12 protein-coding genes are annotated in these 13,549 nt (G+C 60.2%); 2 read left to right on the top strand and 10 right to left on the bottom strand.

The features are described from left to right. Positions 1 to 24: 24 nt before the first annotated feature. From CH278_RS25755 to CH278_RS25735, 6 genes are all read right to left on the bottom strand, one after another. The gene (locus CH278_RS25755) at positions 25 to 1,800 is read right to left on the bottom strand and encodes an Hsp70 family protein (protein ID WP_094623219.1); all 1,776 of its coding nucleotides are present in this window, start codon (positions 1,798 to 1,800) and stop codon (positions 25 to 27) included. Further along, positions 1,797 to 3,236: a hypothetical protein gene (locus CH278_RS25750; protein ID WP_143536313.1), complete on the bottom strand. Its 1,440-nt coding sequence runs from the start codon at positions 3,234 to 3,236 to the stop codon at positions 1,797 to 1,799. The genes CH278_RS25755 and CH278_RS25750 overlap by 4 nt, the downstream gene beginning before the upstream one ends. 8 nt (positions 3,237 to 3,244) lie before the next feature. Further along, the gene (locus CH278_RS25745; protein WP_094623217.1) at positions 3,245 to 4,396 is read right to left on the bottom strand and encodes a hypothetical protein; all 1,152 of its coding nucleotides are present in this window, start codon (positions 4,394 to 4,396) and stop codon (positions 3,245 to 3,247) included. 178 nt (positions 4,397 to 4,574) lie between these two features. Next, positions 4,575 to 4,910: a hypothetical protein gene (locus CH278_RS27255; protein ID WP_143536312.1), complete on the bottom strand. Its 336-nt coding sequence runs from the start codon at positions 4,908 to 4,910 to the stop codon at positions 4,575 to 4,577. Between the two features lie 113 nt (positions 4,911 to 5,023). Further along, the gene (locus tag CH278_RS25740; protein WP_094623216.1) at positions 5,024 to 5,677 is read right to left on the bottom strand and encodes a response regulator; all 654 of its coding nucleotides are present in this window, start codon (positions 5,675 to 5,677) and stop codon (positions 5,024 to 5,026) included. Positions 5,678 to 5,715: 38 nt separating this feature from the next. Beyond that, a complete protein-coding gene (locus CH278_RS25735; RefSeq protein WP_143536311.1) occupies positions 5,716 to 6,951 on the bottom strand; it encodes a sensor histidine kinase in 1,236 nt (411 codons plus the stop codon). Between the two features lie 135 nt (positions 6,952 to 7,086). On the opposite strand from CH278_RS25735, the gene CH278_RS25730 reads away from it, so the two are divergent. Both CH278_RS25730 and CH278_RS25725 read left to right on the top strand, forming a co-directional pair. Then, positions 7,087 to 7,710, top strand: coding sequence for a DUF4352 domain-containing protein (locus CH278_RS25730; protein WP_094623215.1), 624 nt, complete (start codon positions 7,087 to 7,089; stop codon positions 7,708 to 7,710). 79 nt (positions 7,711 to 7,789) lie between these two features. Beyond that, positions 7,790 to 8,434, top strand: coding sequence for a vWA domain-containing protein (locus tag CH278_RS25725; RefSeq protein WP_094623214.1), 645 nt, complete (start codon positions 7,790 to 7,792; stop codon positions 8,432 to 8,434). Positions 8,435 to 8,966: 532 nt separating this feature from the next. Here CH278_RS25725 and CH278_RS25715 read toward each other — a convergent pair. The 4 genes from CH278_RS25715 to CH278_RS25695 form a co-directional block, all read right to left on the bottom strand. Continuing rightward, a complete protein-coding gene (locus tag CH278_RS25715; RefSeq protein ID WP_179274412.1) occupies positions 8,967 to 9,962 on the bottom strand; it encodes a DUF732 domain-containing protein in 996 nt (331 codons plus the stop codon). Positions 9,963 to 11,083: 1,121 nt separating this feature from the next. Next, positions 11,084 to 11,905 (bottom strand): ABC transporter permease, encoded by an 822-nt coding sequence (locus tag CH278_RS25705; protein ID WP_094623210.1) that lies wholly within the window; start codon positions 11,903 to 11,905, stop codon positions 11,084 to 11,086. Next, positions 11,905 to 12,729 carry an ABC transporter permease gene (locus tag CH278_RS25700; protein ID WP_094623209.1) on the bottom strand — a complete coding sequence of 275 codons (825 nt, stop codon included), beginning with the start codon at positions 12,727 to 12,729 and terminating at the stop codon, positions 11,905 to 11,907. The genes CH278_RS25705 and CH278_RS25700 overlap by 1 nt, the downstream gene beginning before the upstream one ends. Further along, positions 12,726 to 13,535 carry an ABC transporter ATP-binding protein gene (locus CH278_RS25695; protein WP_094623208.1) on the bottom strand — a complete coding sequence of 270 codons (810 nt, stop codon included), beginning with the start codon at positions 13,533 to 13,535 and terminating at the stop codon, positions 12,726 to 12,728. The genes CH278_RS25700 and CH278_RS25695 overlap by 4 nt, the downstream gene beginning before the upstream one ends. Between the last annotated feature and the right edge of the window lie 14 nt (positions 13,536 to 13,549).

Here is a 13,549-nt window from a genome sequence, read left to right as displayed (position 1 = left end):
CTCTGTTGGCTCCGCGGTTCAGTCTTAGCTCGTCTTTGTTTTTCTTGAGCCGCAAATGCATAGCGGGTCATTGGACTGTCGCTTACACCCACCGCATGGTTGGTAATAGAGATGCTCGTCAACTTGCACCTGTGGAGGGTTTTTTGCGCGGCTAAAATAAGTTGAATTATAGATATAGAGCAGATCGCCAGGTACCGATGCATTGTCTTTGGTTGCAGTGATGTTGGCTCGAACGACGACGCTTCCAGGTTGGTACGTTAAGTCAACTTGCTCAGGCGGCCCCGGGTCGTCTGCGACGCCTGTGGACTTTTTAGCGGCCCCCAAAGCAATGCCGAACTCCAGGTCATGTAAAGAGGTAGCGTCCGAGTGCCGCTTCAATCCAGATATCGCAGAGGCGTGTAGCACACCGTCGGCGTCTAGCACGCTCTTCAGCGTGAGGCGTTCAATGAATGGTCTGGCGGCGCTATCTACATCGATGCTGATATTGCCTATGTCATCGCGCGGGTCGGATCGATTGACACCGCCGCCGGGTCGTGTCGGCGTGCAGAACGCAAACTTGGCGTGCCCGTCTCGCGGATCAGCGCAGTACAAATCGAGTACCTCGTTGGGCATCTCCTGGCCCTCGAACGGGACTGGCGTTCCCGCCCGTAACAGGCGGTGATAGGAACTTCGTGCAAGACGGACCTCGACATCCTTGGCCAACTCCAGCTGCTGTCTGTCGTATGCAATCCAGGCAGCGCCTTGCGCGATCAACGACGCGCTGTTCTTCGACACCTCGACCCGGTGCGCACCCAGAAACTCGCGAAGTCGTGATGCGATCGCAGGCATTTGCGACATGCCGCCCGTGACAAGGCAAAGTCCGATCTGCGCTTCGCTGATGTGAGCGGCATCGAGCAGCGACTGAACGTGTTGGATAGCCCGATCGATCATCGGTTCAGCGAGCATTTCGAGCTCAGCACGACTTACCTGGAGTGAGAGCGGTGCTCCAGAGATCGGGTCGAAGTTTCGAACATAAATCGTTGCTTGTTGGTCGTCAGACAGGGCAATTTTTAACTTCTCGCACCGATGCCGTAATAGGCGTCGCCGTTCTGCGTCGACGGTAGTCTGCCCGTTAGTAGCGGTGGTGAGAACCCAGTTGCGGAGGATTTCGTCGAATATGTCGCCGCCGAGCTGATCCGTACCGCTGTTCTGTAGCTGCACGACCCGACCATCGTTTAACTGACATAGCGTCAAGTCCAGCGTGCCACCGCCCCAATCGACGACTAGGATGTTTTGGCGATCGTATCGCCGAACGAAATCCGTACCCAGGTGCGGCCGAAAGTGCCCGTAAAGAGCGGCGAACGGTTCGTGGACGAACTGTACGATGCGAATCCCGCTGCGCGCGTAGGCATCACGCAACGCATTGCGGCGAGACCCATTCATGTCGACAGGGATTGTGGCGACGGCGTCAGTAATTCCAGCCAGGTAGCCGTTGTTCCGCATCGAAGCTAGCGCTTGCTGTGCCACATGCCCGATCACATCACTCGTGACGTCAATGGGACTCCGGTCTACGCCACCAACTGAAATCGTCTCGGCACCGAGGTAGGTTTTGGGCGATTTGACGAAGTCACCATGTACGCCGAGACCGTGCGCATCCAGAGCCTCCTTTGCCTGGCGACCGACGACTGTGCGGAGCCCTTCGTATCGGACCACAGACGGAACAGGTTGTCCGTCGTCTTCAAGTAGGTCGTAAACGCGTTCGTTGTCCACCACAGACACCAGGCTGTTCGTTGTGCCGAAATCGAAACCTACAACGGTCATCCTTTTTCTCCCTGCCCCTCCGACGTGGCTCGCGGTTGGAGCCTTGCAAGACCGCGTCTGAGATTATTCACCGCACGTCTGACAAATTCTTCGGTCACCTGTGCTTGATCGTGCTGTAGGGCATCTAGAGCATCTTCGAGTGATTCCACCTGCTCCGCGATGTTGCGGGCTGTGTCGACGCGCAACGTCTCGAAATCGCTAGTCGCGGCCATCTTTTCACTTCTTCGAGAGTCGACTTCTGCTTGCAATGTGGTTCTGGCGTCGTCTAGCTCATTCTGGAGAAGAGCGGCGGAACTTCTCGAATCGCTAAGATTCGTCGCGAGTGCCTCGTTCTGCTTAGTGACTGCGTCGAGTCTCGATTGTTCCGCACTCAAGTCGTTCTCAAGTTTACGGATTCGGGACCGAAATGTGTCCACGATCGATGCTGCGGTCCTACGAGAAGGCTTGGAGAGTGTCACAAGCTTCTCGTTGTTTATGGTTGTATCGAGCGAGGACCCTGCACCCCAGACATGTTCTGCTAGCGCGTCGATTAGCTGCAGTGTGCTCCATTTCGCTGCAGATGCAGCGATCAGCACAACAGTGTGTGTCGCATTCTCTCGGAGCGTTACAACTGCGGCGGGTGTCTTCAGGTTTGCCTTGCCGTCAAAGTCCCCATCGAGGCGGTTAATCATTCGCGTGATCAGCAACGGCAGCAGGTGTTCACCCCCATCGCTCGACTGCAGTCGTGCTAGACGGTCTTGAATCGCGTCGTCGTCGGTGAAAGCGGGGTGGCGCCCAACAATCTGTGCGCTTAGCGCAGTGACAGTTTGGCGTGCGAATCCGCTGAGTTCAGATTTATCCGCAGTGATCATAAGAGACAGCGCCGTCGAAAGTTTTAGGTCGCGTGCAGCAACATCAGCGATCCGATCGTCGAACTGCGCAATTTCAACGGCGTTAGCTATCGAGTTTCGCGCTGGGGAGCGCTTCATCAAAACAACTGGCTTGAACTCACCATTCGCTTGTGAGAGCAAAGTGATGAAGTCCGCGAAAGTACGAATGCCATCGAGAGTCATGTCCTCAGCAGCCTGATCTACGGTTGAGGCTGCCGGCTCGACGTCGGGATCAGAAGCTGTCGCGATCTCGGTCGTAGATGAATGGTCCTCAACAGTCGCAGCTTCTACTTCGACCGTAGTTACCGTCTCACTTGCCTCCAGAGCGCGATCGGCGGGCTCAGCGATAGGAGCGGAGTTCCGATCCTCGAAGACCTGGGTTGCCTCGACAAAGGCCTGAGACTCATCATCCGGAGAGGCATTCCCCGGACGTACGTCCTCCGTAGAGTTCGTCAACGGTGGGATGCTTTCGCCCGATTGGTAGCCTGTGGAATCGGAACCGCCTTTGACACTGTGCCCATCCTTGGATTCAGCTGGCGAATCATCGGCGAGCGAAGAATCAGGCACGGCACGTCCTACTTTCGCCATGGGAAGTGCCTCAGAATTCGGTGCAGCGATGGACTTCCGTTTGTTTTTTGCGATGCGCTGCTGTCGCGGGGACTGGTATGCGTCTGGGGCATCTGTTCCCGAACCTGTCGCCCCGCTGCCACGCTTCGCTGCCCACTGGCCGGCGTCGCGTGGTTCTTTCGACATGCCGTCGACGGTGTGCTTGGGTGATTGCGAGGAACCTGCTGACCCTCTTGGTCGTCCTCCGGGCTGCAACTCATTGGGGTCACCGTGTCGACGCAATCGGTCCTCGGGACCTGACCAATCGAGGTGTTCTCCCTGGGCGCCGTTTTCTTCGGTGCCGTCTGCCATGTAAATCCTTCGGTGGTGATCAGGTCCAGGCGGTCGTTCACCCAGTGTTCGGGCAAACCATATCGTCCGGCACTTTGAATGAGTGCCTCAGCGCGTTGATCTCTGGTCGCCAGATGGTGCTCAGAGGAGAAGAGGACGATCTTGAATGTATCTGGGGTTGGGCTCCGCCCAAGGTCGATGCTGGCGACGTTCTCTGACGTACTCCGGTCGAGAGGGAGCGAGCATAGCTCTACGAGGGACGCAGTCCTTTCGTCCATCAGGAGCCGCTCGACGTCGACAAAATAGCCCGACAGCTTCGACGGGTCGGTGATGCCCGGAGAGTCGTCCAGCATCGTTTCAAGGCGGTTGGCTACGCGCCGAAAGTGAGAACTCAATGCTCGCTGAGACGCAGCATCAAAATGATTGGAGTGGAAGGAAATCAGCGAAGTTATTGCATCCGCTGCAGGGCGCCGCACGTCGCGAAGCAGATGCGCGGCTTGGTTCAACTTGTTCTTGTGTCGGATCGATACCTCGGACTCGCTCGCTGAGCTGCGCGCCGCCAGCCAGTACAGATACTCAGCGATGCCGCCGGCGTAGTTGTGGGCTGTTGGGAATGACTGCGCGCGAATGAAGAAGTCGTTGATCGTGTTTGGCAGGACCTCTCTGTTTTCGACCAGGTCGGCAAGCAACCCGTCAACCGCTTCCAGATCGGCAGCGTTTGCGATGGCAACGTCGAACTCGTATCGTCGCGTCGACTTCGCATTACCGAGCTCAACGCCGACAATTCCACGTCTCGCCGACAACACTTCGCCGAGTTCGTGCGGCTGCACCTGCGTATCGCCGACGCGTGCCCACGTGCAGTTGACTACGCCCCATTCGGATGGGGCGGTCCGACGTTGAACCAGTAGTCGAGCATCGCCACACTGGACGCCTCGGTGGATGAGAACCGGACGCGAGATGGGGTGCGCGAAGAGCAGATGTTCACGGAGCAACTCAAGGGCGGGGAAGTCAGAACCGCACTCGGAGCAGCGCAGTGTGGGCGGTGCCGCGGGCGCAAGCGGCTCGGAATAGCTCTCTTCGTGAAAATCGAGATAACCAGACGACCAGTGTGCCAATGCGATTCGATCCTTCCATGCGATGAACGGTATTAAACGCTGGCGGGGCTGGCGGTGTCGTGTTGTCCTCGACACCGAGAACCGAGAACCACGGGTAGCGCGGGCAAAAGCTTGAGCTGGTGAGAACGATGACCGCATCGCTTGCAATGGATTCGAGAAGACCGCGAACCACGAGCACGCGTCCATACAGCGTGCTCGCTGTGGGCAGACCGGCAACCGGTGTGGTCACGTAACTCCTTCGTACAGATCAATGCGGGCAGAATAAAGGTATCAACAAGGAAGCGAGATACGTGGAGAATGAATCCGATTGGTGGTCAATGGCTCTGGCTCGGCTCGGCTCGTTCACGTGACCATTCCTGCCCGAAAGGCAGCCAGTGCCGCCTCGACTCGGTTGCGCACACCAAGTTTCACGAAGATCCCGGAGATATGGGTCTTCACCGTCGTCTCGCTGAGGTAGAGCTCGGAGGAGATGTCCGCGTTGGTCGAACCAGTAGCCAAGATACGCAGCACATCTCGCTCGCGCGGACTCAGCACATCCATCGATACCGATGGCCGGGCCACCGGCACCACCGAGGTCGCCACGATTTTCCTGAGCGAATCTTCACTGAACAACGTGTTGCCGGATGCCACTGCTCGAACCGACTGATGGAACGTCTCGGGTGCCTCGCTTTTGCTCAAAAAGCTGTGTGCACCAGCCTCGATCGATCGAACCACCAGATCGTCCACATCCATTGCCGTCATCGCAATGACCTTCGGTGGATGTGTCAGCGTCATCAACTCGCGAGTGGAGTCCAGTCCGCCGACCCGTCGCATCTGAAGATCCATCAGCACCACGTGCGGCCGGAATGCCGCCACCGCAGCAGGCACCTGGTCGCCGTCCTCCACGTCGGCCACCACCGAAATGTCCGTGGTCTTCGCGAAGATGTCCGTCACTCCACGCCGAACGAAGGGGTCGTCGTCGACGATCAGAACGGTGATCACGGCTGGCGCTGTCATAGTCCGCTGAGCTTAGAACGCGACTCCGACACTGCCCGTCAGGAGTACCACGGCAACCAGCACGAGACCACGAATTCACCAGGCTGCGCGCCGGCACTGAACGTGCCGCCTACCCCGCGGACCTGTTCGGCCAACCCTGCCAACCCCGTGCCAGACCCGTGCTCGAACGCCGGTTGACCCATCAGCTGATTGCGCACATCGACGCGCACGCCCGCCTGATCGGACCCGTACACCGCCACCCGAATGGTGGAACCGCCGGCATGCTTCTGCGCGTTGGTGAGCGATTCCTGCACCACCCGATACGCCACATGACTGCTCACAGCGCCAATTTCACCGGGCGTCACGTCGAGCATCAGCGTCGTGTGCAAACCCGCGTCCCGCGCCGAGTGCACCAGATCGGAGATGCCCTCGACACTCTGCCGGCCACCGCTCGAAGCATCGGCTGATCCCCGCAGCACGCCGATGATGCGCTTCAACTCATCGAGCGCATCGTGCGCAGTCTGCCGAATCATCGAAGCCGTTTGGGCGACCTTCTCGGGTCCATCGCCGCTGTTGACCTGCATTCCGCCCGCGAACAACGAGATGCGGCTGAGGCTGGCAGCGAGGGTGTCGTGCATGTCGCGGGCAATGCGGGCACGTTCCGCATTCAGTAGCATCTCCTCACGAAGAGCGTTGGACTCCACCGTCACTTTGTCTCGCGTGACCACGGCCTCCGTCAGGTCGGATCGCGTGCGGCGCAGCATTGCCCCACCCACGACCAACCCGACGAGCACTGCCGCGACGACCCACGGAATCCACGCCGGGACGTCCCATTCTACCGGCATGGACCCGTCGTCGGCCTTCGTCGAGCCGAGGGTCAGCACGGAGTAGTACCGACTGCGATGCGCGTCGTACGTCAACGACACCCCGCACGCGACGTATACCGCGACGGCAGCCATCACCAGCGGCTTGGTTCGTGCGAACGCACAGACGGCAAACAGGGCAATCAACGCTGCCGTCGCATCGGTCGCGAAGAACAGCGGGCCTGCCAACGCCAGTCCCAGCACCACCCATGGCCGTTCGTGCCGCCAGATCAAGGCGACGCCGGCGATCAGGTTGAGCGTGACTCCGATGCCCAGGTTCCACCCCGGCGTCCCGGACGCACCCGCCAATCCGGCGGTCATCATCGAGCAGAACAGGCTGAAGGCCACCGCCGCCGTCGTCCAGGCTTTGCGGCGCAGGGTGCCTGTTCGGTGGGTGCTCACGAGGAGAAGCGTACGGCCGAGCACCGACACCGCGAATCGTCCGAACGGCCCGCATGACCAATCGGACGCGACCGAAAGGAGGAGGCAGACCGACCGGTCAGCCGAGGCGCGGACAGGCCCGACTGCGGTGTGGTTGATGCATCGCCGAACGAGAGGAATTTCGACATGACCAACCACAACCCGAACCCCCAGCAGCAGTACGCCCCGCCCGCTCCCGAGCAGAAGAAGAGTTGGTTTGCCCGACACAAGATCCTGACCGTCATAGTGGCGATCGTCTTGCTGGGCGTCCTCATTCGGCTCATCGGTGGTGGTTCGTCGGAGAGCCCGACAGCTCCCGCGCCGGCCGGATCCTTGGCGTCGGAGGAAGCGGCTTCGGCGGCCCCGGTCGAGCCGAGTAGTCCAGGAATCGGCGTTCCGGTACGCGACGGCAAGTTCGAGTTCGTCGTCACCGCGGTCGCACCACCCGTCGCGACAGTCGGTTCGGAGTATCTGACGCAGACCGCACAGGGCGAGTACGTCCAGGTGACGATGACCGTGCGCAACATCGGCGACCGAGCGCAGAGCTTGGACGCGTCCTCGCAGAAGTTACTCGACGCCGACGGCAAGCAGTATTCGGTCGACAGCCTCGCGACTGCCTACCTCGACGAGGGCATCGGCTACGAGCAAATCAACCCGGGCAACGCGCTGGACACGACCGTCGTGTTCGACGTCCCCGTCGGGACCGTGCCTGCCGAGATCGAGCTGCATGATTCGGCGTTCTCGGGCGGTACGACGGTTGCGCTGCGGTAGCCGTCACCGATCGCTCTTCCGTTATCTCTCAATCCGATTCACTCGGTGCAGTTTCGGCTGCGACCTGAAGGAGGAAACAATGACCAACCCTCAGCTGTCCCTCGTCGCAGCACTGCTCGACAGATCCGGCTCGATGAATTCCATCGCCGACGACACCCGCGGCGGATTCGATTCGTTCATCACCAAGGAGCGTGAAGCAGACGGTCGGACCGTGGTCACGCTCGCACAGTTCGACGACCGGTACGAGCTGGTCTACGACAACACGCTCATCGAGGGCGTCGCTCCGCTCTTGCTCGAGCCGCGGGGCGGCACCGCGTTGTACGACGCGATCGGCCGGCTCGTCAGCGAGGTCGGTGCCGGGCTGGCCGCGATACCGGAGGGCGAGCGTCCCGGCTCGGTGACGGTGCTCGTGATGACCGACGGTCACGAGAATGCGAGTCGGGAGTGGACGAATGCTGCTGTGCGGGAATTGATTAATCGGCAAGAGGCCGACTACAACTGGGACTTCGTGTTTCTGGGATCGAACATCGACGCCGTCGAGGTGGGTGCCGATCTGGGCTTTCAGCGGGACAAGTCGATGACGTACGTGTCGACGTCGGTGGGTGTGACGGCAGCCTTCGATTCGGTGGCGGACTATCAGCACCGGAAGCGATCGGCCGGTGTAGATGCGTGTTCGGTATCCGCTTTCAGTTCGGAGGACCGCAGGCGCGCGCGAGGGGAGTAGGGGGTGGCGCGATGGCCAGGTTCAGTCACTTCGCGTCAGAAAGACTCGCGCGGCGTGACAGCCGGGCCTGCCGCGCTGACGGTCCGCTTGAAGCAATTCACTACGCCGACCCCCCACGCAGTTGCACAGTCCTCAGATTGCAGCACGCCCAGCGCCACGGAAGTCGTCGTGGTGATAGGTGAAGCGAAAATCAGCTGCTCCTGACGCTCACCTTGAATCTCCATGACAGACCAGTCCAGTAGCTCGGAACCGATCGACTCACCAGCCACCAACCGCATGGTCTTCCGAGACGACAGCGAAACGCGCGTAGGCGGCACATTCGCGCATACGGAGAGTGCGATTCTGGTTGGGGTACCTCAGGGGAAGCGTCCTTCACCAGGGGATTTTTGCCCGCGGACACAACGATCGAGGGCACCATCTCTGCCATCTCCATGTAGACAACCTGTCAACGGACGAGGCCAGACGGCATGTCTACCAAGTGACGGCCCCGTCATGGGGAGCTCACGTAGTGCGGCGGTTCGAGTTGCTTCGTTCAGTTCCGGACGTAGGCGTTGTATTCCGGACAGTATGCAAGTACGGCAAGACCGACGAAGTCGTTGGCTTCTGTTCGCGTGTACCCGCCGGACCTCTGTGCAATTTCGGAAGCAGCCAAGATCGCGTTCGCGGGGTTTGACGAGTTGTCGATGGTTCGACACGTTGTTTTCGCAACCGAGACCGCTTGTGCGGGTGAGGAGTAGTCGACCCCAAGGTCTGTGAGACTTTGCGCGAATGCGGCATCGATGGACTCGGCGATGGTAGCCGATTGCCGTGCGGCGCTTGGTGGCGCTGTTTGAGGAGTTGCCGTAGATGTGGGGACGGGCGACATCGTGGTCATAGATGTTTGTGACGGGGCAGCCGTTGCTTGCTGCGGCTCGGACGATTGGCTGGGGTAGAAGATCACGAAAGAGATCACTGCGGCGACAGCGACTGCCAGTGTCGGACCAATCAGGGGTTTTGTCCGGCTTCGGAGTTGACCCGATCTTGTAGAGCGAATTGGGTCGGTTGGGCGTGTATGGACGGTGGGCTTTGCGGTGGCGGACGCGGGCGTGTCGGTGAACGATGGTGTGTCATTCTGTTTCGACACCCAGGATTTCCAGGTCGAATGCGCGTCCGCAGCGCTGAGCTCCCGGTCCAAATCGGGGTCCGGGTTGGCGTTGATCCCGGCCGACTTTTTGTGAAGATGGGGAACGAGAATGCGTGCCTCTGTGAGTCCGTCTGCGGCCGAGACACGCATGACCAATGTGCGGTCGACCCTTCTGCCTGAGCGGTTGTCTGTCGTTGCAACGTCGAACTCTATCGAGCCACGGTCGTGTCCGTCCGGGTACAGGACGACGGAACGTAGTGCAGTGAACTCGACCCAAAAGCTGCCACTATGCGCAGCATCGGAGGCCTCGAAGACTAGGCCAATGGCGTCGTCGTAGATTCGCACGCCGCCATCCACCGTGGCGAATTCCTGCTCGCTGTCGTCGCTGCCGTTTACTTCGGACAAGTGCATCCTTTTCTGGTGGGTCGCTATCGTTGACGAGACGTTGAGCCCGGTTGATCGGAACACCCTCTAGTCGCGTTCACCGCAGACTCTGTTACAGAGCCGACGTAACGATTCGCGACCGATCCGCCGATACACGGGCAACTCGAACAAGAAAGACAAAGTGGCGAATCAACGAATCAGTCGCAAAGCTTCAATAGCTGGTGCAGTTGCCCTAGTGGCTCTGTTGGCCGGCATTGGCATAGGGATCGCGGTCTCAGCAGGTGATAGCGGATCATCGACGACGCCAGCATCTGCATATGGCGAGTGTGTCGAGGAGGCGGCATCCCATCTAAACTCGGTAGCAGGCGTCCCGATGGCGCAGGCCAGAATGCAGGCGTCGACTAGTCCAGAATGCGGGCCGTTGGCTCCGATGCCGGTCGTAGTCAACCCGACGCCTGCATCAGTCGAAGACCGCCTATTCCCACCCGGCACCTCGCGTTCCATCTATGCCAACTTGTACCGAGAGATATGCGAGACCACGTACAACGATATTCCCAAGTACAAAGTGCTGGACAAGCTGGAGGGCACCTACTCATCCGAGGAAGCAGAATTTCTGTACAAAGACGCAACCCGCGACTGCTAATCGGCACCGGGCGGAGCGATGCTCGAAGTTGCACTTCGTCGACCAGCTACCGCGCTTGTGGACCAAAGCTCAATTGAGATCCTGTTCGCCCTAGGTCGAGTAGTGGCACACCGCTACTGACCAACGCCCCGATGCGCGTTCGACGGTGGAGACGACGTCATCGGGTACATCGAAGGTCTCGCGGACGGACTGGGTGTACCAACGTCATGACGGTCACTTTCGTTCGGACAGAGGCAACAGATTGTTAGTTGCCTCGACGAGTTTCGCCAGCCGAATCCTCCGCGCGGTCTGTCCCTCGAAAACTCTCCAACGTTTTCTCGCGCACCCACTGCTATGTGGCAGTAAACCCATCTGGTTGTTGTCTTCGCGCGACCGACGGCACCATTCTGTGTTCACCCACCCGACATGCAACAACCTCGGAGGGGACTCGGCTGTCAGAGATACCGAGCATTCGTTGGAAACTGAGTACCCGCGCCGAATGCCGACCTTGGAACCGAAATCACCGACCGCCGTATTTCGACGTGATGCGAGTTTCCAACCACTGCAGGGCAATCGTGGGCGGTAGTGCCATCACGAGGATCAGCACAACCGTGCCCATGATGTTCTCCATCCGCACCAGGCTGACGTTGCGCAGGAGTTCGTAACCGATGCCGCTGGATGACGAGAACATCTCGGCGAGAAGCAAACCCAGGAACGCCAAGCCGAAGGTCATCCGCATACCCGTCGCCAGTGCCGGCAGCACCGCAGGAATCACAATCTGACGGATCAAGCGAGGCCAGCTCACCTGCAGTGACGCGGCCATCTTCAGGTGAATTCTTTGGACCGATGCTGTGGCCTCGACAGCGACGAGGAACATCGGGATGAAGGCGGCGTAGAAGGAGAATCCGAATCGGCTCAGGGCGCCGATGCCGAGGAACGACAGGAAGATCGGGTACAGCACGATCTTCGGAATGCTGTTGATCGAGTAGACGATCGGGGCGATGGTTCGGGTCCAGAACGGACTCAGTCCCAGCGTCAGTCCGAGCAGCGAACCGACGACGGTGCTGGCCAGAAACGCGAGCACGAGGATGCGCAGTGAGTCACCGACATTGGCGCGGAAGTCTGCTTTGCCCAGGTCTTCGACGAGCGAGGCCATTGCCTCGGCCGGCGTCGGGAAGATGAGACTATCGACCAGAACGGCCGCGACCCACCAGATCAGGACCGCAACGACGGCCACGACCAGCGGAGGGAGGAACCGTCGGGCGTTGGTGCGGCCCGCGGAGGAGGCGGCTTTCGGGGGAGTGGGCGGCGCGGTAACTACTCTGTCCAAGGTGCTGCTCATCAGCGGCGCCTCCAATCGAATCGGTTGAGCGCGAGAGAGATCAGCGAGGTCGAGAGCAGAGCGATCAGCGCCACGATGAGGATCCCGGCGTACATGTCGGCGATGTCGAACCCGTCGTAGGCGATCGAGATGAAGTGCCCGAGCCCTTGAGTCGACAGGATGAACTCACTGGCCAACACCGAGATGACGGCGTACGAGAGTCCCAGCTTGAGTCCGGTCACGATGCTCGGAAGCGCGTACGGCAGCAGTACCGATCGGAAGTACTGCCACCGCGTGAGCATCAGTGTGGTGCCGAGCTTGGTGACGATCGGCGATACCGAGTTGAAACCGGTGCGTGCGTTCAACGCCACCACACCGAATGCGAAGATGGTGGACAGAATGGCGATCGGAGCCACACCAGCACCGAACAGCACCACCATGATGGGGTACAAAGCAAACGTCGGGACGGCGTAGTACACGTTCAGGTACGGCTGAAACGCTCTGTCCCACAACTCGTACCGCCACAGCACGTACGCGGCGGCGACACCGAGTACGGAGCTGAGAACGAAGGCGAGGACAATGATGCCGAGCGTCCTGCCCAACTCGTCGATCAGGAATTCAGGGTCGGTCAGCAAACTCAGCGACGTCGAGATCATGTCGGTCACCGGAACGATGTCCAGCGGTGAGGCGAAGAACCGTGCGGAGATGTCGATGGCCACCAGTGCCGCGACGAGGATGAGCACGGTCCATCCCCATGCGGGGAGACCGAGTTGTCTGGAGGGGGCCGGCCGGATGTACCCGGGAACCACAGAGGCGCGCGTACTCTCGCGCGTGGGGGCACTCATGGCTCGATGCTCATCGTCTTCTTGGCCTCGTCCCGCAGCCGCGACCAGATACGTTCGTGCAGAGCAACAGCCTCAGGACTGGCCAGTACATCTTCGGACCGTGGGCGCGGGAGGTCGATGTCCACCTCGTCGATGAATCGACCGGGCCGCGCACTCATCACCAGCACCCGATCGGAGAGCAGTACCGCTTCCTGGATGCTGTGGGTGATGAACAGGACTCCGCACGTGAGCTTTTCGACGATCTTGAGTAGCTCGTACGACATCACCAGTCGCGTCTGCTCGTCGAGTGCACCGAACGGCTCGTCCGCGAGAATCAGATCGGGCTCCATGGACAGGCAGCGCGCGATGGCCACACGTTGGCGCATACCGCCGGACAACTGGGTGGGGTAGTGGTCGCCGAACTTGCTCAGCCCCACAGTGTTCAGCAACTCGTCGGCGCGGGACCGACGTTCCTTCTTGCCCACGCCCCGGACTTCGAGAGCGAACGCGACGTTGTCACGGACGGTCCGCCAGGGCAGCGTCGCCGATTCCTGGAAGATCACTGCCGTCTTCGACCGAGGGCCGGTCAACGGTTGGCCGTCGACGTGCACGGTGCCGCCGTCGTGATCCTGGAGTCCGGCGAACACCTCGAGCAGAGTGGACTTACCGCAGCCGCTGGGGCCGACGACGGAGACGAATTCGCCTCGGCCGATGGACAAGTCGATCTCGTGGAGGGCGGTCACATCACCGAAGCGCCGCGACACCGACGATGCGACGGCGATGGCGGAGGTGGTGTCGGGGCGGGGTCGAGTCGCTGCTTGGGTCACGTCGCTACCTTCTG

This window comes from Rhodococcus sp. 05-2254-5, assembly GCF_002258575.1.
In the GTDB taxonomy this organism is placed as follows: Bacteria; Actinomycetota; Actinomycetes; order Mycobacteriales; family Mycobacteriaceae; genus Rhodococcoides; species Rhodococcoides fascians.
The sequence above is the reverse complement of the archived record's forward strand: the minus strand, read 5'-3'. Positions and strand labels throughout refer to the sequence as shown.

What these genes read in the sequence shown, in the direction of transcription:
- CH278_RS25755 (WP_094623219.1), bottom strand. Translation starts at nt 1,800, where the DNA reads ATGACCGTTGTAGGTTTCGATTTCGGCACAACGAACAGCCTGGTGTCT.
- CH278_RS25740 (WP_094623216.1), bottom strand. Translation starts at nt 5,677, where the DNA reads ATGACAGCGCCAGCCGTGATCACCGTTCTGATCGTCGACGACGACCCC.
- CH278_RS25730 (WP_094623215.1), top strand. Translation starts at nt 7,087, where the DNA reads ATGACCAACCACAACCCGAACCCCCAGCAGCAGTACGCCCCGCCCGCT.
- CH278_RS25725 (WP_094623214.1), top strand. Translation starts at nt 7,790, where the DNA reads ATGACCAACCCTCAGCTGTCCCTCGTCGCAGCACTGCTCGACAGATCC.
- CH278_RS25705 (WP_094623210.1), bottom strand. Translation starts at nt 11,905, where the DNA reads ATGAGCAGCACCTTGGACAGAGTAGTTACCGCGCCGCCCACTCCCCCG.
- CH278_RS25700 (WP_094623209.1), bottom strand. Translation starts at nt 12,729, where the DNA reads ATGAGTGCCCCCACGCGCGAGAGTACGCGCGCCTCTGTGGTTCCCGGG.